At 31.6% G+C, this 23,033-nt stretch carries 20 protein-coding genes; all 20 read left to right on the plus strand.

Annotation, left to right across the window (positions count from 1 at the left end):
* The first annotated feature begins 11 nt into the window (after positions 1-11).
* Positions 12-1,103, plus strand: a complete 1,092-nt coding sequence (locus PQO00_RS09480) for an MraY family glycosyltransferase (protein WP_274184605.1) — start codon at positions 12-14, stop codon at positions 1,101-1,103.
* Positions 1,093-1,350 (plus strand): hypothetical protein, encoded by a 258-nt coding sequence (locus PQO00_RS09485; protein ID WP_274184606.1) that lies wholly within the window; start codon positions 1,093-1,095, stop codon positions 1,348-1,350. Before PQO00_RS09480 ends, PQO00_RS09485 begins: the two co-directional genes overlap by 11 nt.
* 5 nt (positions 1,351-1,355) lie before the next feature.
* A complete protein-coding gene (locus PQO00_RS09490) occupies positions 1,356-2,381 on the plus strand; it encodes an NAD-dependent epimerase/dehydratase family protein (protein ID WP_274184607.1) in 1,026 nt (341 codons plus the stop codon).
* Positions 2,371-3,810, plus strand: coding sequence for a lipopolysaccharide biosynthesis protein (locus tag PQO00_RS09495; RefSeq protein WP_274184608.1), 1,440 nt, complete (start codon positions 2,371-2,373; stop codon positions 3,808-3,810). The genes PQO00_RS09490 and PQO00_RS09495 overlap by 11 nt, the downstream gene beginning before the upstream one ends.
* The gene (locus PQO00_RS09500; protein ID WP_274184609.1) at positions 3,807-4,889 is read left to right on the plus strand and encodes a GNAT family N-acetyltransferase; all 1,083 of its coding nucleotides are present in this window, start codon (positions 3,807-3,809) and stop codon (positions 4,887-4,889) included. Before PQO00_RS09495 ends, PQO00_RS09500 begins: the two co-directional genes overlap by 4 nt.
* A 3-nt stretch (positions 4,890-4,892) precedes the next feature.
* Positions 4,893-5,879 (plus strand): hypothetical protein, encoded by a 987-nt coding sequence (locus PQO00_RS09505; RefSeq protein WP_274184610.1) that lies wholly within the window; start codon positions 4,893-4,895, stop codon positions 5,877-5,879.
* A 79-nt stretch (positions 5,880-5,958) separates the two neighbouring features.
* Positions 5,959-7,110 carry a glycosyltransferase family 4 protein gene (locus PQO00_RS09510; protein ID WP_274184611.1) on the plus strand — a complete coding sequence of 384 codons (1,152 nt, stop codon included), beginning with the start codon at positions 5,959-5,961 and terminating at the stop codon, positions 7,108-7,110.
* Positions 7,107-8,258 (plus strand): glycosyltransferase family 4 protein, encoded by a 1,152-nt coding sequence (locus tag PQO00_RS09515; RefSeq protein ID WP_274184612.1) that lies wholly within the window; start codon positions 7,107-7,109, stop codon positions 8,256-8,258. The genes PQO00_RS09510 and PQO00_RS09515 overlap by 4 nt, the downstream gene beginning before the upstream one ends.
* Positions 8,248-9,396: a glycosyltransferase family 4 protein gene (locus PQO00_RS09520; RefSeq protein ID WP_274184613.1), complete on the plus strand. Its 1,149-nt coding sequence runs from the start codon at positions 8,248-8,250 to the stop codon at positions 9,394-9,396. The genes PQO00_RS09515 and PQO00_RS09520 overlap by 11 nt, the downstream gene beginning before the upstream one ends.
* Entirely contained in the window at positions 9,393-10,469 is a 1,077-nt protein-coding gene (locus tag PQO00_RS09525) for a glycosyltransferase family 4 protein (protein ID WP_274184614.1), read from the plus strand. Before PQO00_RS09520 ends, PQO00_RS09525 begins: the two co-directional genes overlap by 4 nt.
* Positions 10,470-10,471: 2 nt before the next feature.
* Positions 10,472-11,563: a glycosyltransferase family 4 protein gene (locus PQO00_RS09530; RefSeq protein WP_274184615.1), complete on the plus strand. Its 1,092-nt coding sequence runs from the start codon at positions 10,472-10,474 to the stop codon at positions 11,561-11,563.
* Positions 11,553-12,719 (plus strand): glycosyltransferase family 4 protein, encoded by a 1,167-nt coding sequence (locus tag PQO00_RS09535; RefSeq protein ID WP_274184616.1) that lies wholly within the window; start codon positions 11,553-11,555, stop codon positions 12,717-12,719. The genes PQO00_RS09530 and PQO00_RS09535 overlap by 11 nt, the downstream gene beginning before the upstream one ends.
* On the plus strand, positions 12,716-13,174 hold the full coding sequence (locus PQO00_RS09540; protein WP_274184617.1) for a DapH/DapD/GlmU-related protein: 459 nt from the start codon (positions 12,716-12,718) through the stop codon (positions 13,172-13,174). Before PQO00_RS09535 ends, PQO00_RS09540 begins: the two co-directional genes overlap by 4 nt.
* Positions 13,171-14,394 (plus strand): hypothetical protein, encoded by a 1,224-nt coding sequence (locus PQO00_RS09545; protein ID WP_274184618.1) that lies wholly within the window; start codon positions 13,171-13,173, stop codon positions 14,392-14,394. Before PQO00_RS09540 ends, PQO00_RS09545 begins: the two co-directional genes overlap by 4 nt.
* Before the next feature lie 12 nt (positions 14,395-14,406).
* Entirely contained in the window at positions 14,407-16,551 is a 2,145-nt protein-coding gene (locus PQO00_RS09550) for a bi-domain-containing oxidoreductase (protein WP_274184619.1), read from the plus strand.
* A complete protein-coding gene (locus tag PQO00_RS09555; protein WP_274184620.1) occupies positions 16,541-17,746 on the plus strand; it encodes a delta-aminolevulinic acid dehydratase in 1,206 nt (401 codons plus the stop codon). Before PQO00_RS09550 ends, PQO00_RS09555 begins: the two co-directional genes overlap by 11 nt.
* A gap of 289 nt (positions 17,747-18,035) precedes the next feature.
* Positions 18,036-18,731: a WecB/TagA/CpsF family glycosyltransferase gene (locus tag PQO00_RS09560; RefSeq protein WP_274184621.1), complete on the plus strand. Its 696-nt coding sequence runs from the start codon at positions 18,036-18,038 to the stop codon at positions 18,729-18,731.
* Positions 18,732-18,746: 15 nt separating this feature from the next.
* Complete coding sequence (wecB, locus tag PQO00_RS09565) at positions 18,747-19,865, plus strand: non-hydrolyzing UDP-N-acetylglucosamine 2-epimerase (protein ID WP_274184622.1); 1,119 nt, start codon at positions 18,747-18,749, stop codon at positions 19,863-19,865.
* Positions 19,858-20,616, plus strand: a complete 759-nt coding sequence (locus tag PQO00_RS09570) for a polysaccharide biosynthesis/export family protein (protein WP_274184623.1) — start codon at positions 19,858-19,860, stop codon at positions 20,614-20,616. The genes wecB and PQO00_RS09570 overlap by 8 nt, the downstream gene beginning before the upstream one ends.
* Positions 20,617-20,674: 58 nt before the next feature.
* Complete coding sequence (locus PQO00_RS09575) at positions 20,675-23,005, plus strand: tyrosine-protein kinase family protein (protein ID WP_274184624.1); 2,331 nt, start codon at positions 20,675-20,677, stop codon at positions 23,003-23,005.
* Positions 23,006-23,033: the final 28 nt, after the last annotated feature.

Below are 23,033 nucleotides of genomic sequence, written 5' to 3' on the forward strand. Positions count from 1 at the left end.
TTTAATTGAAAATGAAAGATGAAATTATGTTTGTGTGTTTTTTTGTGTCTATGATTGTTACTTATTTTCAAATGCCATATATTATTAATTATGCAAAGAAATTCAAATTATTGGATAAGCCAACATTTAGGAAGTCCCATGATTTTGGAATACCGTATTTAGGAGGGGTTTGTATTTTTTTTACCGTCGTCTTTATTATGTTGTTGCTTAGCATAATGAATGTTTTTAGTATTCCCGCTTTTGATTTTAAGCTCGCCTTTGGGCTGTTTTTAACTTTATTGGTTCTTATTGTATTGGGGTTAGTAGATGATTTTTATGGGGTGAACCCTTTAAAAAAGCTAACCATACAAATACTCTTGTCTACTTATTTAATTGTCATTTTTGATATTAGAATATTTAATATGAATGGTCTTTTGGGTATTTATTACTTAAATTATTATGTAAGTTTTATCTTATCATTGTTTTTAATGATTTTGTTAATAAACTCATTTAATTTAATAGATGGTATTGATGGTCTTTCTGCATCAATAAGTTCCCTAAGCAATTTCTTGATTGGTTATTACTTTTTTAAAAATGGCTTGCTTTTTAACGCAACCATAATGCTGAGTTTTTCTGGAGCATCCATTGCTTTTCTTTTTTATAATATGAACAGTAAATTAACCAAAAAAATTTTTTTAGGGGATAATGGCTCTATGTCTTTAGGATTAATTAGTGCTTATGGCATTATACAGGCAACAAATCAACCACATTTAATTAGTGATTTAGTTGATGAAAACCTTTTTAAAAATATACAGGTAATCATCATAACGATTGTCAGTTATCCTTTGCTGGATACCTTAAGGGTTTTTGTTGTTAGGGTAATGAAAGGGGGGAGTCCATTTAGAGCGGACAAAAACCATATCCATCATCATTTACTTAAATTACATTTAACCCATAAAAAAAGTACACTCATTATTATTACATATACCATTTTACTTTTCCTATTGGCTTTTAAATTGAGGTTCTTAGATATAAACACCCATTTTTTTGTTGTCTTCTCAATTTCTTTGATGATTTATATTATACCCTTTATATCTAAATTTTATAAAAAAAATGAATACTGATTTTTTTCCTAAAATAACAATAATTGGTTTAGAATATGTTGGCTTGCCATTAGCTGGATTATTTGCAACTAAATATTTTGATATAGATAAAACAAGCATAGCAGAGCTAAGCAATGGTGTTGATACCACCTTAGGAATGAGTGCCCCGCTTTTAAAAACGGTATGGGTTTCAGAACCTTCAAATAACAAAGGTCTGTTTTGGACTGATGATGTAGACGTAATAAAAACTTGTAACTATTTATCTTGATAAGAATGGACATTCAAAAAACTATTTTAGTTACTGGTGCAGCTGGATTTATTGGGTATCATTTATGCGAAAAATTATTAAAACTGGGCCATAGGGTAATAGGCTTGGATAATATTAATGATTATTATGATGTTAATCTAAAATATGCCCGGTTAAATGAATTGGGGATTCAAAAAGAAGACATTAAGGCATATGGTTTTTTTAGTGTTAGTAGAACTTATAAAAAGCATATGCAATTTGTTAAGATGGATATTGAAGACGAGCAAAAGCTTGTTGATTTGTTCACAAATAACAAGTTTGATGTTGTATGTAATCTTGCAGCACAAGCTGGCGTTCGATACTCCATTAAAAACCCACAAGCTTATATAAATTCAAATATCGTGGGTTTTTTTAACATCTTAGAGTGTTGCAGAAACTTTAATGTAAAAAAGCTAGTATATGCTAGTAGTTCCAGTGTTTATGGCAATTCTAGCAAAGAGATACTGTCTGAAGAGAGTCATGTGGATTTGCCTATAAGTTTATATGCGGCGACCAAAAAATCGAATGAATTGATGGCACATGCGTATAGTTATTTATATGGCCTTGAAACAATAGGATTGCGTTTTTTTACTGTTTATGGACCTTGGGGAAGACCAGATATGGCACTTTTTCTTTTCACTGAAGCTATTTTAAATAAAAAGCCAATTAAGGTTTTTAACAACGGAAACTTGTTAAGGGATTTTACATATATAGATAATATCGTAAATGGAATAATAAGCACATTGGTTAAACCAGCAAATTCTAAATACTCCATATATAATGTAGGAAACGGATCTCCTGTTAAGTTGGAGGATTTTATTAAAGCCATTGAGACCGAGGTCGGTATAAAAGCAATAAAGAGTATGCTGCCTATGCAGCCAGGGGATGTTTCTAAAACTTGGTCTAACACCACTAAGTTTAGAAGTAATTATAATAATTGCTCCTCAACACCTATAGAACAAGGAATTAAAAAATTTGTTGATTGGTATAAAAAATTTTATGATGTTGAATAACAAGTCCTTAAGGTTACAGGTCTTATCAGGAATTGCTTGGAGAGGAGGGGCAGATATTGTGCAGCATGTCCTACAAATTGTTTTTACTGTTATTTTGGCTAGATTGCTTTCCAAAGGAGATTTTGGCTTAGCTGCCATGGCGTTACTTGTCAATAGGTTTGTAACTACTATAACAAATATAGGGTTTGGGAATGCTATCATTCAAAGTCAAACAATCACAAAAGGGCAAATTTCGGCCATTTTTTTCGTCCAACTTTCACTTAATATCTTCTTGACAATTCTAGTGTTTATTAATGCCGATTTGGCTGCGTCATTTTTTGATGAACCACAATTAACCCTACTAATTAAGACATTCTCTTTTGTGATTATTTTACAATCGTTGCAATTTCCTAATATTTTATTAAGAAAAGAGTTAATGTTTAAATCTTTTTCATTATTGGAAATAATGTCAATGGTTATCTCCAATAGTATTGCAATCATTTTAGCGATTAGAGGGTTTGGGGTTTGGGCATTGGTATGGAGGCTAATTGTTCAGAGATTAATTTTTGGAATTTTTTCATTTTATTATAGCGAGTGGGTACCTACAAAACCTGAGTTTAAAGGGATAAAACCTTTATTCAGATTTGGAATTAATATGCTTGGTTCTAATTTCACATATTATTTTGCTGAAAATTTAGTGGCTTTAATAACAGGCAAATACTTGGGGAAAGATGTTTTAGGATTATTTAATATTGCCTATAATTTAGCTATAGTACCTGCAACTAAAATACAAAGCATTATAACTTCTGTTTTAACCCCTGGATTTTCTAAAATTCAAAATAGTATAGGAAGGTTCAGAAATAATTATACCAAAGCATTAGATTTAACATCATTGCTTTTTATACCTATTATGGTTATGCTCATGGCCACTAGTACAAATCTGATACCTATAATCTATGGTGCAAAATGGCAAGGTGCCGGCAACATGCTAATGTTTTTGTCTTTAGTCGGTATTATAAGAGGACTTTCACATATTCTAAGAAGTGCCATTCTGGCAAAAGGAAAGTCAAATATTATATTTATTTCTACGCTAACAGAATTAATACCTTCTCTACCTCTCATGTATTTACTAATGCCATATTACGGTATTTATGGGCTTATACTGGGGTATGCTTTTGGAGCTATTTTGGGATGGATTTATACAAGTAATCGTTATAACAAAATAATTGAGCTAAGATGCGGGGTTTGGTCGACGATAAAGGTAAGTGTCACTATTTCATTAATTCTTTTTTTAATGGTTTATGGTGTTAATGCATTTGGATTGCAAATTCTAACAACATTAGTCATTCAGTTGATAATGGGTTTGGTTATCTATATCATGCTGGTTTGGTCTTTCAAACAAGACATATTATATAATATAATAATTAAAATGAAGAAGGCAAAATCATGACTAATTTAAAAGTAGAAGTAGAATATGTATTAAAAGATAGTTTATTAAACCAGATTGAAAAACTTATTGTCTATTCTAACGTTCCAAAAATTAATACCTCCTCTTTTTTTATAAAATGTTTTAATGATTTTTTATTGGATGGATGGAAACCACTATTTATTAAATGCATTAATACGAGCTCGAATATAGTTGTTGGGATTATTCCTTTAATGTTTAAAACTTTTAAGCGGAAAGAAATAATTCCTTACAAAAAGTTGAGATTTTTTGGTTCAACATTTTCAGATTTTCATGATGTTTATGCCAAACCAGAACATAAGGAAGTTACTATTAAGACATCAATGAATTGGCTCTATAACGGACCATTTAAGTGGCAAGAAATGATTATTGATGATATTTTGTCTGATACTAATATTATAAAACCTCTTGAGAGGTATTTGGCAATCAAAAAAGCTAATTACAGGCTTACAATAGGGAGCTATTTCTACATTAATTTACAACGCAGCTGGGAAGCTATTATAAATGATACCAGTAAAAGTTTTGTCTGGAAAAATGTCAAATTGGCCAAAAATAGAATAACTAAAGCTGGAAATTGGGAGATAGAATATAATCCAAACATTGATGAGGACGAAATTATCAAACGATTTAGACCAATACATATAGAAAGACAAAAGGCTTTAGGTAGAAAAAGTCGTTTTTCGGATGAAGGTGGCGATTTGCAAGCTTTTAAAAAAATCTTAACGTACCATTTAGAAAATAATCAATTTAATACCTATTGGTTAAAATTTAATAATGTCTATATAGGATATATGTTAGGTTTTTATATAGACAATATTTTTTATTGGTGGAGCACAGCGTTTAAAGAAGATTATAAAAATTTCTACCCAAGTAGGTTGCTTCAATACTATGTCCTAGAGTTTATGCACAAAAATAATTATAGAGAATTCAACTTTATGAGGGGAGAATCGGGGTATAAAAATAAATGGACCAAAACCTGCCGCTCTAATTATAGATTCAGAATATATAATAACAAAGACTTATATGGCAAGTTGTTAGGTGTTTTTGACAAAAACTTTAGATAGATTATGGCCAAGATATATTTTGCAATAACAATTGATACAGAATGTGATAAAGGAGCAAACTGGAAAGTAAAACAGCCTTTAAGGTTTTTAAATATTTATAATGGACTTGTAAATAACCTACAACCTATTTTTGATAAGTATAAGGTCAAGGCAACTTATCTGTTAAGTCCAGAAGTTATGATGGACAAGGAATCGGTAACGGTATTCAAAGGGTTAGGAAATAAAGTAGAGTTGGGAACCCATTTGCATTCGGAATTTATAGAGCCCCAAGCTAATTTTAATTCAGAAAGCACCAATTACTACCAAAAAGATTTTAAACCAGATATAGAGGAAAAGAAGTTAGAAAATTTAACCCACTTATTTGAAAAGAAGTTTGGGTATAATCCATTATCATTTAGGGCAGGGCGATTTGGAATAAGCAATTATTCTTTACAGTTTTTACAAAAACTAGGGTATAAGGTAGATAGTTCTGTAACTCCAGATATGTATTGGAAAAGTAAAAATGGTAATTCGGTTAATTTTATGGGAAGTCTTTACCAGCCATATTATCCAGAGAGTACCGACTTTAGAAAAGCGGGCTATATGGATATTCTTGAAGTGCCAGTAACTTTAATTAATAGAAGATTAAGAAAGTTGCCACCAATCTTTAAAAGATATATTTCGTTTACAAAATCGTACCACCATATTATATTTAATTATATAACTGGTTTTTCAAAACCTGTATGGCTGAGACCTACTTATTCAAATATTAAAACTATGAAAATGATAACTAACGATTTTGTTTCTATGGCAAAAGAGAAAGATGTTTTTTTATGTATGATGTTTCATAGTAATGAATTTGAGGTAAATACAAGCCCCTATAGTTTAACAAAAAAGTCTATGAACAGGATTATTAAACGCTTAGATGGTTATTTGGAATGGGTTACAAGTAATAAGGAAGTGTGTTTCGTAGGGTTGTCTGAAATCCCTCGTGTAATTCTAAAGTTATGATGAATGTATTTTTTTGGATATTATAAATTTTGAAATATTTATTACTGATTTTAAGGCAATAATTATAGAATAAACCAACATGGTTCATTTAGGGATTTTAACGGCACATCATTATCCAAGGCTTGGAGGCATGGAGTATGCTACTCACTTTATAGCAAACGAATTACAAAAAAGCAGTAGTATACAAGTTAGCTTGTCTTGTAATTCATTAAAAGGAATATCCAAAGAAGTTGCTTATAAATATAACTGTTATAGGGCCAAAAGTTTATCTTATTTAACACCTTGGCTGTTTAAATATAACCAGGACAAAATGATTAGAGAGCAAAAAGTCAATTTACTGTATGGTCCCATGTTACATGGTGGGGGCTACTATTGTTACAATCAAAGTCTTAGACATAATATACCTTTTATAGCCCATTCCCATGGTTCTGATGTACAGACGGTTGCTCCTATAAGCTATGGAGCTTTACTTGATGATAATTTGAAAAAAAGAGTAGAAACTGTTATTAAAAATGCCGACCACTTAATTGCAGTTAGCCAAATTAACAAGACCAATATGATCGATTTAGGTGCCGAGGAAAGTAAAATCTCTATTATACATAACGGTATACATATGGATATGATTAATGCTATTCCCTTTGAATGTAAAAGAGCTTTTCTGGGAGTCGAACAGGATGATTTTTTAGTTATAAGTGTAGGGCGAAATAAGCCTGTTAAACGTATTGAATTACTTTTTGAGGCTTTTAAAAAGTTGAAAGATTATGAGAAAATAAAGTGTATAAGTGTGGGACCTTTTGAAGAGCTTGTTGATCTAGCAAAAAAACATGATGTGCTTGATAAAGTAATTTTTACGGGTCAAATTCCAAAACAGAAAGAGGCAATAGCTCACCCGCCGTTTCCCGATTTAATAAACTTGTACCGTTCGGCAAATCTTTACGTATCAACATCTTATGTCGAAGCATTCTCTTTAGCGGCTACAGAAGCTTTGGCTTGTGGTATTCCAGTTATTATTGGTGAAAAACATGGTGTTAAAGACGTTATTTATGAAGGAAAAACAGGCTGGATAATGGACAAAGAAACACCCTCTTATTTAGCTGATATGATATTGGATTTATACAATAAGAAAGCGTATATAAAAAAAAATGATAAACTAATTAAAGATTCGGTAGCACACCTCACTTGGAAAAACGTAGCCAATCAAATGAAGCAAACATATAAGAAGGTATTATGAGGTTGGCTATATTGGCACAGGCATATTTGTATGATAATACAGTATCGATTAATGGTACTTTGGTGCAATTACACCACCTCGCTTTTGGATTTAAACATGCAGGCATTGAAGTACATTATATTGCTCTAACCGAAGATAAAACCAAACCAGAGAAATCGATTATTGATGGTATTCATTTTTATTGGGTACAGATACAATCAAGACTTTTATTATGGAAAAAAATAATGCCTTTGTACTACAATATTCTTATTGAAATCCAACCAAGTGTTATATATGTAAGAGGTAGAAACGTGTTGCAATATGTAGCGGGGGTCTATGCTAAAAAAAATAATATCCAATATGTTTGGGGTACTAATGGTGATGATAGTGCCGAATTTTGGAAAAATACGAAGCGTTTAAAACTATCCAAAAAAATAGGGATCAAAAAATTAGGATTATACCCGTTTAAGATTGTAGAAGATTTTTTTATTAACAAAGGAATGAAAATGGCCAATGTTATAATTAATCAATCTCTTCACCAACAACAAGAGACCAAACGAATCTTAAATAAAAATGGAATTGTATTGCCAAGTTACTTCTTTTATCGAAAGACTAACATGGTAAAAAAAAATCACATTCTATGGTTGGCAAGTTTGTCACCAAATAAGCAGCCTGAATTGTTTTTAAGGCTTATAGATACTTGTGACTTGAATGATTGGAAAGCCATTTTAGGAGGAGGTACAAAAAATAAAATGTATGAAAGCAAAATTAAAAGTTTAATAACTAACAAAAATTCTGTTAGAGTGCTAGGGGAAGTAGCATTTAAAGATTCTTTCAAATACTATGAAACATCTAAAATATATATAAATACAAGTAAACCTGATGCAGATGGATTGCCTAACGCTTATATCCAGAGTTGGTTAAGTGGTACCGTTGTTTTGTCGTTACATCATGACCCAAACAATTGGATGGGCACTCATAATATAGGTTTTTCCGCAAAAGGTGATTTTAATGCTTTAAAGGAAAAGCTAAAACGATTAATAAACGAACCAGAAATGCTAGAAACTATGAGTGACAATGCTGTAAAGTTTGCTACAAAAACATTTACAGATAGTACTATAATACAGAATTACATAAAACTGTTTAATGTACCCGTAAATGAACGCTAATAAGAAAATAGCTTTTGTAATGCCTTGGCATATTTCCGAGCGAGGGGGAGGTGCCGAGGTACAAGCAAATTATCTAGCTGTTGAGCTGTCAAATAGAGGTTTTAAGGTCTATTATATTTGTCAGACCCATCATGAAAGAAAGGTTAATTGCTTTGAAAGTATTAACGGACTAAGCATATTTTGGTTGAAACCTTCTGGACGTTTCCAATGGCTGGATCAAAATAAGTATTATAAACCTTTAAATGGCATAAAACCTGATATCGTCATTCAGCGATTATCCTCAAATGTTAATTATATAATAGGAAACTATTGTAAAAAGAATAACGCTATTTATAATTGGATTTGTACCGATAACCTAAGCCCTTATAAAGACTTTCATGTAAAAAAATTTAAACAGAAGATAGCTTCAAAGAACATATCTCTATTAAAGTTTGTGGTTTATGTGTTAAATGCCAAAATAATGGATTGTTATCGTAATGCGGGAATGAAATATATTGATTATGGTTTTTCACAAAATGAATTTCAAAGAAAAATTATAAAATCAAGTTTTGGTATAAATACCCGCCAAATAATTACTGGACATCATATACCCTTAAATCAGTATAGTACAAAACAAAAGTTTCTACGTCAAACGGTATTGTGGTGTGCTAACTTTGGAGCTCATAAGCGTCCTGAACAATTCATAGCATTGGCAAGACAGATGCTAGATACCCCGTTTAAGTTTGTAATGGTAGGTGGTCATAGAAATAAAGCCTACATGGATAGTGTTCTAAAAGATAAACCTTCAAACCTATATTGTACTGGACAATTACCATTTGAAAAAGCACTGAGTTATTTTGATAAAGCTACTGTACTGATTAATACTTCTGTAAGTGAAGGATTTTCCAACACCTATATTCAATCATGGGTGAGAGGATTGCCAGTTGTAGTATTGGGAGCCGACCCTGATGCTGTTATTCAAAAAAAACAATTAGGTTTCAATGTAGCATCTTTAGATGAAGCCATTGAAAAAGTAACTTTATTGCTGACTGACTATCAGGTTTATAAAGTTTTGTCTAATAATGCTAGTGATTATGGACGTAAAAGACATAGTGTTAAAACAATGACGGACAATTTTCTAAAAGTAATAAGTACATGAAAGTGTTGCATTGTATTAATAGTCCACAAATAGGAGGAATAGAACGATTGGTTATTGATCTTGCCATTGAACAAAAAAAACAGGGTATTGAAGTGGCAATTATCTTAGATACCCGAGAAGGCCAATATTATGAATACCTTTTAAACCAAAATATCCCAATTTTGGATTCAGGTATTAAAAATGGGTTTTGCCTCAACTACAAAACATTTAAACAGTTAAAAAGGAGCTTTAAAGCATTCCAAATAATTCATTTGCATAATTTTTCGTTTATGCGCTCTATTGCAGCAAAATATTCTAAAGTAAAAACCATATATACTGTTCATGGACTTTCTAAGGAGGTAAGAAAAGAAAGTGTATTAAAATATTTTATTAGGGAATTGGTAAAAAAAAGATTGCTTAATACAGTATCTATTGTAATAGCAAATTCACACTTTACCTTAGGTTTAGCAAAAAAGCACTATGGTTTGGAAAAAGTGAAAAACCAAGTGATATTGAATGGTATTAGGCTGGCGGATTATAGTTTGAATACAGTTTCTGGTACGAGCGAATTTACAATTGGCTTAGTATCCCGTTTTACGGAAAGAAAGCGTATCGATAGACTTATTTTGGCTTTTAAAGCATATAAAAAAAAGGGAGGTTTAGGCAAATTAATTTTAGTTGGAGGCGGTTTCGAATTTAACAGGATTCAAAATATGGTAAACAACTTTAATATTGAAGATTCTGTGAAATTATTAGGATATAAAAAAGATGTCGCAGCGTATTATAACGATTTTGATGTTGTTGTGTATCCATCAGAAAATGAACCATTTGGTTTAGCAGCAGTAGAAGCCTATTTGCACGGTAAACCCGTAATTGTTTTTAAGGATTCAGGCGGTCTAAAAGAAGTAGTAGCGCCATTAGAACCTGAAAATATTGTTTTAAACAAAGAAGAATTGGTCAATAGATTGTTGTTTTATGTCCAACATAGAGATCAAATCACTGCCACAGCTTCAAAAAGAATAAATTATGCTAAAGAAAATTTTGGCATAGAACGAATGGAACGGGATTATTATAGTTTATATAAAAATATTTAAAAATGAAAATACTCTGGCTTGCACCAGTTTTTAATCATTATAAAGCACGATTTTTAAACCATTTGGCTCAAGAACCGGATATCGCTTTGACTATTTTATCAGGCACTGGGCGTGAGGGCATGGGTGATCGGGAACTTAAAGAAAGATGGTCCTTTAAACTGTATAAGGTACATGTACCTAAAAATAAATTTGGTGTATCTAAACAAGTTAGACAGCAGTTAAAAGACATCTTTAAGGAATTTGATTGGGTACTGATTCCTGCAGAAAAAAAGAATTTATTACTGTTTGTTTTTGCTCTAAAATTGAGAAATAAGAATAAAAACGTTCAGCTTTTCTCATATAATCATCCAGTTCTGAAATCTAACGGGAATAAGGTAACAGTATTCGATAAGTTATTAACAAAATGGCTCTACAAAAAGTTAGACCGTGTTGTTTTTTATACAGAATATAGCTGTAAATGGGCTATTCAGAAGAAATTGATTAATCCCAAAAAGGCATTTTGGGCAAATAACACTATTGATACAAATGCAGTTAATAAGTGTTACTCTTTTGAGCTACCACCTTTAAAGAGCCCCACGGTTTTATTTATAGGACGCCTTATTCAATCAAAAAAAATAAATGTTTTAATAACATATTATAACTATTTGAAAAAACACCTGCCTAATTTAAAATTAGAGATTATTGGTGATGGTCCAGAACGTTCGAAGGTTTTGCCTGCAATAAAAAATGATAAAGATATAATACACCACGGGATATTGATTGACGAAAATGAAATATCAAAAATCATAAAAAGAAGTTCTTTGGTATTTATCCCAGGCCATACAGGCTTATCAATTAATCATGCGTTTGCTTATGGTCGGCCATACGTCACTTTAAAAGGCGCCCATGCCCCAGAAATAAGTTATTTAGAAAATGGTATAAATGGTTATGAACTTAATGGAAACTTTAAAGAAAACATAAATGTTTTATTGAATTTGCTTACAGATAGAGAATTATTAAATACGTTTTGCCTAAATGCCAAAACAAAAGGAGAAATATTATCCACAAAAAATTGGGTACAACAAATGAGATTTAACCTGTTAAATGAATACTAAAAAGCCTAAAATATTATTTATAGGGCCCGCACCACCACCGTTTTCAGGTCCAGAATTGAGTATGAAACAATTTTTAGAGTCTGATGTGTTAAATAGCTCATTATCAATTAGTTTTTTAAAAACTAATTTTAGGATTGACAATAAAAGAAAAGGCAAACTGGATTTTTTAATGGTTGCGAACTTTTTTATTTTCTTTTTTAGACTAGTAAAATTATTAATTGTTAAACATCCAAAATGTGTATACTACCCTATTACACCAACACAAATAGGTTGGATTGGTAGAGATGTGTGGACTATTTTGATAAGTAAATTATTTGGCGCCAAAGTTATTATTCATTTAAGGGGGAGTCATTTTAAACTCAATTTCACACATTTCAATCCGATAATAAGATATACGGTTGCTTATAGTTTAAAGCAAGTAGATAAGGCTATAGTACAGGCCAAATATTTAAGAAGCCAGTTTTATCCTTTTATTAAAAAAGATAATGTCTGTGTTTTATATCAAGCGATGGATGTCGATACATATTTTTATGATGATACTTATAAAATAGAAAAAGGCAAAATATTGGTTCTTGGGCATATGACACAGGCTAAGGGCTACACAGATATACTAAAGGTGATTCCAAATATTTGTAAACAGTTTCCGTATGTGCATTTTTATTTCGCCGGTAATATGAGAAAAGGAGAGCGAGGGGTTTTTTATAATCAACTCACGGGGGAAAAATTGAAATATGAAGATCCTTTTCTGGCTGAAAGGAGTATTCAAAATTCAACCTATAGAAACCATTATAGAAATCTGGGAGTTGTTACTGGTGTGGATAAGATGATGCACTTAAAAACCACACAGATCTATTTAACAGCTTCATATTCCGAAGGGTTCTCAAGAGCTTTATTAGAAGCTATGTCTGTAGGGAAACCGGTTGCTTATACCCCAGTAGGCGCACATAAAGAAGTACTAATGGACAAAGTACATGGTTTTAGTTTTGAACCAGGGAATCTAAATCAATTAGAAGCGACTTTAACCCATATGCTTACTGTTCCAGATGAACTTTTGGAAATAGGTAAGGCAAATTCAGCGTATGCAAAAAACAATTTTTCATTAGATAAAATAGCGAATGATTTTAAATCTATAATTTTTAAAACACTAGAAAAATGAAAAGTTTTATTAAAATGATGATTCACTATTTGGGTAATATACTGAGGGTTTTTTATTTATCATTTCTTAGAATATCTGGTGCAAAGATTGGCAAGAATACCATGATAAGCTTAGGAGCTAAAATAGATGTAAGGAGAGGAAAAGTTATTATTGGTAATCATTGTTTAATTACCCATGGTTGTTATATTTTATCTCATGATGGTGCTGCACATACTATAAATCCTAATGATAATGGTTCTGGTTACGTAACTATTGGTAATCATGTATTTATAGGTGTTAATACTGTTGTCATGCGAAATGTTACCATAGGTAATCATGCCATTATTGGAGCTGGTTCTGTAGTCAATAAAGATATACCAGAAGGTGTAGTGGCAGTTGGCAACCCTATTAGGATTATAAAAGAGTTACCAAAGCCTTATAGAAAACTGCCCAAAAAGCATACACCGGCAAGATGATTATATTTCCAATTTTCATATTAATAACCATTGTAATTGTTCGGGTGTTCAAAGGCATGTTTGCTGCCTTTTTGGTATTGGTTGCAACAAAATCAATAATGGATGCATTTTGGGATGTAAGGATTGGTCCTTTGTCTTTTAGTTCTGTAGGGGGGATTTTAATGCCCGTACTATTTTATCCTGTATTACTAAAAATAAAATACTTGCCTAGTAAGTGGATTTCGAATGCCAAATTATTATTTATAGCTTATTCTTTTGGGTTGTTGTTTGCCTTTACGGTAAAACCTTTGGAAAGCCTCGAAATTCTTTTGATAAACATTAATATTTTTATGGGGTTTTTATTGATTCCATTGCTGGTTGACCATAGTTATAAATTCCAAAAGCTACTAATAGCCATTATAATTTCTGGTATATTTCCAATTGGTGTCAGTATTTTTCAGTTTCAAACAGGTATTGTGTTTCGCGTTCGAGAAACAGTAGGCTTACTACGCTACGTCGGATTTTATCATGATGCCTTTCCTGTTAGATTTTATGGGTTATTTACTGTGTTTTCATGTATTCTATACCTTTTTGTTTTTAAACCAAAAAATAAATTTTATACGTTTATTCTAATAGGTCTATGTACTGCTGCCTTGTTTTCAGTCTATTTGGTGTTCAGTAAAGCTGCAATAGTTATTATGTGTTTATGGTTATTGTTAATACTTCTTTTTTTACAAGTAAAACTTAAGTATATATTCTTTTTGGTCGTATTTGCTCTTTATATATATATTAATCTTGGAGATGTTATATATGATAATATCCAACAACTTTTCAGAAAAGAAATAGGATATAATGATGGTACTTACAAAGATATAAAGTATACCCTTGCCGGACGTGGCTATATATGGAACGATTTATGGGAATTTTGGCTAAATGAGCAGATACCAATATTTCAATGGACCGGTGACGGTATAAATAGACCTGCACATAATGAGTTTTTGAGGGTATTATTAGCTAATGGTATCATTGGACTGGTTTTGTTTTCTTTTTCCATTTTTAGAAGCATAAGCTATGTTTTTGAGATTAATAAAAAAACACGAGTCTTTGGTTTGATGTTGCTAGGAATGTTTCTTATAGATAGTTTAGGGTTAACCTCTGGGGTTTATTATTATTACAACATATTGGTATGGGGCATTATAGGGTTATTATTATTAAAATCCGATTTACTGGAAAAAACTTAAAAAAAAAGATAAATGCAACAGCTCACACAGAAATTAGGTTCTGGCAACATGTTAATTCAAGATATTCCTTTTCCACAAGTAGGAAAAGGGATGGTCATTGTAAAAAACCATTATTCTATTATTAGTGTAGGAACGGAGGGGTCTACAGTAAAGGCAGCCCGTAAAAACTTAATTGCAAAAGCAAAAGAACGCCCCCAACAAGTAAAACAGGTATTGGACACTTTAAAAAAACAAGGTCCAATGCAAACATATAGAGCAGTTATAAAAAAACTTGATGCTTATTCACCATTAGGGTATAGCTCGGCAGGAGAGGTTATTGAGGTTGGGGAAGGGGTTACGGAATTTAAAGTTGGGGATAAGGTAGCTTGTGCGGGAGCAGGTTATGCCAATCATGCAGAAGTGGTAACAATACCTATAAACCTTTGTGTGAAATTAGAAAGCACAACGAACTTAAAACATGCTGCATATAATACTTTGGGGGCTATTTCTATGCAAGCTGTAAGATGTGCAGATATGCGATTGGGAGAGACGTGTGTGGTCATAGGTCTTGGCCTTCTAGGGCAATTGGCAGCATTAATCTTAAAGGCATCTGGAGTGAAGGTTATTGGAGTGGATATATCTGAAGCATCAGTGAAACAAGCTATAGAAAACGCCGTTGTCGATTTAGGGTTAGCTAGAAATACATTGGGAATAGAAGAACAGATTTTAAATGCAACTAGTGGCTATGGGGCAGATGCCGTAATTATTGCAGCTGCAACGTCTAGTCTTGACCCTATAAACTTTTCTGGAGCCATTGCCCGTAAAAGAGGAAAGGTCGTTATTTTAGGAGATGTACCTACAGGGTTTAGCCGCAATCCATTTTGGTATAGAAAAGAGTTGGAGTTGAGAATGGCGTGCTCGTATGGCCCTGGTAGGTATGATTTAAACTATGAAGAAAAAGGCATCGATTACCCTGTGGCCTATGTACGCTGGACAGAAAAACGTAATATGGAAGCGTTTCAAAGTTTAATTGCCAACCATCGTATCAATATAGAGTATCTAACCACTCATGAATTTGAGTTTGAAAATGCTAAGGCTGCTTTTGATTTGGTGGTTTCTAAAACAGAACCCTTTACAGGGATAGCGCTGAAATACAACACGAAAAAAGTACAATCAAAAACCAAGATAACTACTTCAAAGTTTAAGGCAGAGGGCAAGGTAAATATATCATTTATTGGGGCTGGCAGTTATGCCCAAGGTAATTTGTTGCCAAATATTCCAGAGTCTTCGGATATTGGAAGAGTTGGGGTGTTAACCAATACGGGAACCACTTCTAAGCGGGTAGCGGAGAAATTTAAATTTAAATTTTGTACAGCTCAAGAATCAGATGTGCTAGATGATAAAACCAATACTGTTTTTGTGGCAACACGTCACGATTCTCATGGAAATTATGTTTTAAAAAGTTTAAATGCCAATAAAAATGTTTTTGTAGAAAAACCATTATGCCTGTTGGAATCCGAATTGGACGCTATTGTTAAAGCACAAGCCAAAAGTAAAAAAATGGTAATGGTGGGTTTTAACAGGCGTTTTTCACCATTGACGAGAAAATTAATAAAGGTTCTGGGTAATAATAACCCAATGACTATGTTGTACCGAATTAATGCGGGTGCCGTCCCTGTTGATAATTGGATACAAGACTCAGAAATTGGAGGGGGAAGAATACTAGGAGAAGTATGCCATTTTATAGACTATCTAACCTTTATCAATGGAAGTGTTCCAGTGAAGGTTACAGCAGAAACGTTACCCGATGCCAATAAACTAAACGATACGGTTAATATTTTAATTCAGTTTGAAAATGGTTCTATGGGGGTTGTGGCTTATTATGCCAATGGATCAAAATCTATGACAAAAGAATATATAGAAGTATTTTCTGGTGGAACATCGGTAACATTAAATGATTTTAAAGCATTGAAAATCTATGGCAAGGGTAAACCAAAAAAGTTTAAGCTTTTCAATCAAAATAAAGGGCAGAAGAAAATGTTAACTGAATTTTTTAATAGTTTAATTGGTCATAACAGCCGTCCACCAATTCCTTTTAATGATATAGTTGCAGTTACCAAAGCATCTTTTAGGGTTTTAGAATCTATAAAGCAAGGAGGAAAGCAAGTTGAAGTATAAAGTAGAGACCAGTTTTTTAAAACTCAAATCCTATTGTGAAGCTGAGAATTATAAGGGATGGGATCCATACGACGGACTTAATTCAAAGCTTTTTCAAGCATTGCCCCTTAAAAAATGGGACATAGCTAGATTAATTTGGATTCAGTTTTTCAAGCGTTCCCCCATTAATTTTAGAAACTTAACAAGAGTCCCCAAAGCTTATAATGCTAAAGGGATTGCTTTATTTTTATCGGGATATTGTAATCTTTATGATATTTCAAAATTTCAAAATACCTTATACGGTTCTTCCAAAGAACTGAAAGCGCATATTATTAGATTGGCAAATCTTTTATTGTCCTTACAAAGTAAGGGGTATAGCGGTTCGTGCTGGGGTTATAATTTTGATTGGCAAGCCAGACGCTTATTTTTATTTCCAAAAAATACACCTACTGTAGTGGCTACTTCATTTGCTGTAGATGCATTGTTAAAAGCTTACGTTATTACAAAAAATGAGAACTATTTAAATACTTGTATATCTGCCACTAAATTTGTGTTAAAAGATTTAAAAAGAGCGAAGTATAAATCTGGTTTTTTATTTTCTTATTCACCTCTAAAGGGTAATAATACAGTATTTAATGCTAGTTTGTTAGGTGCTAAAATTCTTAGCCAAGTGTATTTTTTTAACAAGAATACTATATTGAAGAATACCGCCCAAAAAACAATTAAGGCCTGTTGTGAAGCCCAAAGAGAAGATGGATCTTGGGTTTATGGGAACCTACCGGTGCAGAATTGGATAGATAGTTTTCATACGGGGTACAATCTAGAAGCTATACAAACATACCATAATTGTACAGGAGATTCAACATTTCAAACCTATTTGGAGAAAGGCGTATACTTTTATTTGGAAAATTTTTTCAGAAGAGATGGAACACCCAAATATTACCATGATAAAATGTACCCAATAGATATTCATTGTCCGGGACAATTATTTGTCACCATATCAAAATTGAATCTTTTTAAATTACATAATGTTTTGATAGAAGATGTAATGCAATGGACAATACAAAACATGCAAAATAAAAACGGGTATTTTCATTATCAAATAAAAAGAGGCATAAACTCAAAAATTTCATATATGAGATGGAGCAATGCCTTTATGTTCAATGCCATGTCCTGTTATTTATTGGAACATGAAATTCAAAGAAATACAATTTAACTTATATATACTCCATATAGTTTATCGCAATAATATTTTTTGAAGTTTATTAATGATATCCTTAACACATTTGTTCTATTGAGTGTGAGAGATTTACATGAGGCGTTTGGATTATTATAATTCCCTATAAAGAAAGTTTTAAGCACCTTTATTAGGTATATGTTCCACATATTACTTCATACGGCCAAGTGGCATGTACCTCTGTTATTTTCGCATTATAAGTTAATCATTTTTTCGGATAGCCACATGATTATTCTAATTGAGAATTATAGATAAAACAATACTTGTTATGGACTATAAATTGTTAAATGGCATAAAAACATTTGCGCCTGGTTCTAGAGAAGAGCTTATAGAATACGCTATTAAAAGACAAAGTATTTTAATAGCGGTCAATGCAGAAAAAATTCTTTATGCATCGAACGAAAGTAGACAATTTATAAATAAAAACGTAGGGTATCCAGATGGTTTTGGTGCGGTTCAAATTTTAAAGAAAAAAGGGATAAAAAATGTTGTTAAAATTCCGGGATGTGAGTTATGGTTACAAATAATTAAGACCTATTATAAAACTAAATCATTTTATCTTATAGGGAGCAAACAACACATTATTGCTGCGACTGTTAAACAATTAAAAAAAGATTTTGAAGGTATCGATATATGTAATTACAGAAATGGATATATAAAAACCGAGGAAGAACAACAGTCTTTAATTGAAGATATAAAGAAACACAAGCCCGATATTGTTTTTGTTGCCATGGGGTCTCCTAAACAAGAGTTATTAATGGAATTGCTCCAAAAAGAACATCAGGCGGTTTACCAAGGATTAGGTGGGAGTTTTGATGTATATGTGGGGGCTGTGAAAAGGGCCCCCAAATGGTGGGTTGATAATAATTTGGAATGGGCCAATAGATTGATTAAACAACCATCAAGAATTAAGCGACAAATACATTTAATTCGGTTTGCCCTTAATTTGGTTCTTAAGTACTAAAGGACCAATTTGTTTATGAATAGATATAAAATTACCATAGTTGTTGGAGCAAGACCAAATTTTGTGAAAGTAGCTCCGATTATTCACGAAATACAACGATTGCAATTCAAGTCTATACCAATAGATTTTAGGTTGGTACATACAGGTCAACATTATGATAAAAATATGTCTAGTTGCTTTTTTGACCAACTACAAATTCCCGACCCTGATGCTAATTTGGGATGCCATACCGGAACCCAAATACAACAAATAGCCCATATAATGATTGCTTTTGAAAAGGAATTAATGGCTAACAAAGCACATTTAGTATTAGTGGTAGGAGATGTAACTTCCTCAATGGCATGTGCAATTACAGCCCAAAGATTACATGTTAAAGTGGCACATATTGAAGCAGGGTTACGTTCTAGTGATTGGAGTATGCCAGAAGAAATAAATAGGTTGATAATCGATAGTATATCAAATTATCTTTTTACAACTTCAAGTGGTGCAAGTCAAAATTTAATAAATGAGAAAATTAATGAACCGAAAGTGTTTTTTGTTGGTAATACAATGATTGACACATTAATGGAAAGATTGCCTTATTTTAAAAAACCTGATTTTTATGATTCCTTTAAATTAAAATCTGGAAATTATCTTGTAGTAACACTACATCGCCCTTCTAATGTGGATAATAGACAAAATTTAAACAAATTAATTACAGAAATAATCAATAATACAAGAAATCTTCTTATTGTATTCCCAATGCACCCTAGAACAGCCAAAGTATTTAATAGTTTAAAAATAGATTGTAAAAGGTTGCATGTGGTCCATCCCATGAGTTATCTGGAATTTAATTATTTAATCCAGCATTCTAAAGCAGTTATTACAGATTCTGGGGGCATTACGGAAGAAACCAGTATATTAAATATTCCTTGTTTAACACTTCGCAATAATACGGAACGACCAATAACTGTCGATTTAGGGACCAATGAACTAGTGGGCACAGACCCAAATAATATAAAAGTATATCTGGATAGATTATTCAATGGTCAATGGAAGACATTAAAAAAAATCCCCTTATGGGATGGAAAAACTTCAAAAAGGATTTTAAAAATATTGATAAACGAATTTGATAAATTATCTAACGATGCCTAAAAAGCTTTTTATTTTTATTCTAATTATAACTATTCAATTTTCTTGTTCGAGCAAAAAAAGCATTTTATATCTTCAAGATGCTAACAATGAAACTTATTCAGAGGTTGGACATTATAACACTAACATACAACCCAATGATATTCTTAAAATTACGATTGGGGCATCAGTGCCTGAGGCAGCAATACCATATAATAAATCTAAAGCTTTAGCTGCAAGCAGTGTAGAAACCCTAAAGTTAGAAGGCTATTTAGTATCAGAAAAACACACGATTAAACTCCCTGTAATAGGAACGATTTCTGTAAAAAATAAATCACTCGAGCAACTAGAAGAAATAATTAAAAACAAGCTTTTAACAGACAGTCATTTAGAAAACCCCATAGTTGATGTAAGGTTATTAAACTCTAAAGTTACAATTTTGGGCGAGGTTAATAACCCTGGAACTTACGATTTTAGTGAGAAGTCCATTACGCTATTTCAAGCATTGGGCTATGCAGGAGATCTTACTATCAATGGAAAAAGAAATGATGTTTTGGTTATTAGGGAAAAAAACGGCATAAGACATATAGCTAATATAGATTTAACAGCAACCAATCTTTTGAATACGCCATATTATACCATACAAAAGAATGATGTTGTTTATGTTAAACCAAATACGGCAAAAGTTAAAAGTGCAGGCTATATAAATAATTTTGGAACTGTTTTATCGGTAACTTCTATTTTAATATCAACCATTGTCCTATTGGCCCGATAAAAGGACATGTTTAAAAATCATTGTAATTATTCAAAATTAAAAACAATTAACCAAATTGATGGAAGATTATAAAACTAAATTAATGCTCAATAGTGAAGAAAAAAGACTAAATGTTTTAGCAGAAATTCGAAAATACATTAATTATTGGCCTTGGTTTTTAATAGCGTTAACATGTGCAGTTGCAGTAAGCTTCTTCTATTTAAAATACAGCAAAAAACAATATATCACTAATAGTAAAATACAACTTTTGGATAAGTCGAAAGGTCTTGAATTAAAGCAATCTTCTTATCTTTTTAATAGACCAAATATAAACTTGGAAAATGAAATAGAGCTATTAAAATCCTATCCAATTATAGAAAATATAGTTGTTAAGAATAATTTAAATATTTTATTTTTTCGTAAAGGAAATGTTAGGGACTATGAGTTGTTAAAATTGCCTTTTAATTTTATACCAACTATAAAAAGTGATAGTATTCGTTCTACAAAAACTTTTGAAATTACTATTACCCCCATTGGCTTGAACATATTAAAACAAGACGAGGAAAAACCAATAAAAATAATAGGGTATAATACCCAAACAGATGGGAATAATATACTACCGTTCAAAATTATAGAAAACGCAAAAAAAATGAACACTCTTATAGGTCAAACATACCAAATAAGATTCACGCCTAAAGACCATATAATAAACCAGATAAAGTCAAATATTAAAATTAAACAAATAGGGGATTTAAGTAACATATTAAACCTGAGTTTACAAGATGAAAATACAGCTAAGTCAGAATTGATAATTAATGCCATATCAGAAGAATATAAACAAGTAGGTATAATAGATAGGCAATTGGTTTTTAAAAGAACTATAGAATTTATAGAAGAAAGGATGATTGCTTTATTTGGTGAACTTGATTCTATTGAAAATAATAAGAAAGATTTTAAACTACAAAGTAAACTTTTGGATATAAAAGAAAATGCCTCGCAGAGTATATTGGAACTTAATAGTTCAGACTCTTCTATATTCGATATGTCCAACAGATTATTTTTAGTTAATGCCTTAAAAGATAAATTGGTAGACAATTCTGAAATTATAAATTTATTGCCAGCAAATTTTGGGTTTGATAGTGGGGGAGAATTAAATAAATCCATAGACTTATATAATGCAAAAGTACTAGAATATAAAAAACTTAATTTGAGTGCAGGAACTAAAAATCCGTTGACTATAAATATTAAAGAACAGCTTGAAAATATAAAAATCAATTTGGGGAAATCATTAGACATTTATATAAATGAACTTCAATTTCAATTATCTCGGTTAAAAAAACAAAATAAAAAAATCAACTCAGAAATATCCTTGTTGCCTATAAACGAAAAGCTGCTACGCTCTATTGAGAGACAACAGCAAATTAAAGAAAATTTATATTTATTATTGCTTCAAAAAAGAGAAGAAGCGGCTATTAACCTGTCAGTTACCGAACCCTCTGTTAAGGTTGTAGAATATGCGAAATCTAATACCGATGCCATATACCCTAAACCATTTGTAATCTATTCGGTTGCCATTTTATTTGGTTTGTTGGTTCCATTTGGGTTTTTACATTTTATCTTCGGTCTGGATACAAAAATTCGTTCTGCAAAAGATTTGAAAAAAATCATGCCACAAATACCTGTGATAGCTGAAATTCCACAAATTAAAAATTTTAAAGAACAGATAATTCAAGTTAATCCCAATCAAAATACTGCACAGACAGAAGTGTTCAGGTTATTGATTTCTAATATTAATCTAATCAGACCTACTGAACAACCGAAAATTATTTTTTCTACATCATCCATTAAAGGAGAAGGAAAAACCTATATAAGTATCAATCTGGCTTTAACTTTGGCATCATATAATAAAAAAGTTTTATTAATAGGGGCCGATTTGAGAAATCCGCAAATCCATAATTATTTTGATGGTTTTTGTAAAGATTATAATGGCTTGTCAAACTATTTATATGGAGCAGATGACGACATGTCTTGGGATAACTATTTAGTTAATAGATCGGAAAATCATTTGAATTTTAGTGTTTTATTTGGAGGGCCAATTCCTCCAAATGCGCCACAATTGTTAAATAATGGAAAATTCCAGAAGTTATTGGAAGAAGCCAAAAAGAAATATGATTATATTATAGTTGACACGGCCCCCACAATTTTAGTTTCAGACACTTTTCTTATTTCTAAATATGCAGATCTTATGTTATATGTTGTTAGATCTGGGTATACAGAAAAAAGAATATTTGAGCATATAAAAAATGTGTATGAAACCAAAAAAATGTTGCACATGGCATTAATTGTTAATGGCATAAAAAAAAGTAAGGGGCACAATTATAATTATGGCTATGGCTATGGGTATAATTAAAGAATTGCATGTCAAGAAATAATCTCAA

The sequence above is a fragment of the Flavivirga sp. 57AJ16 genome (assembly GCF_028736925.1).
GTDB lineage: Bacteria > Bacteroidota > Bacteroidia > Flavobacteriales > Flavobacteriaceae > Flavivirga.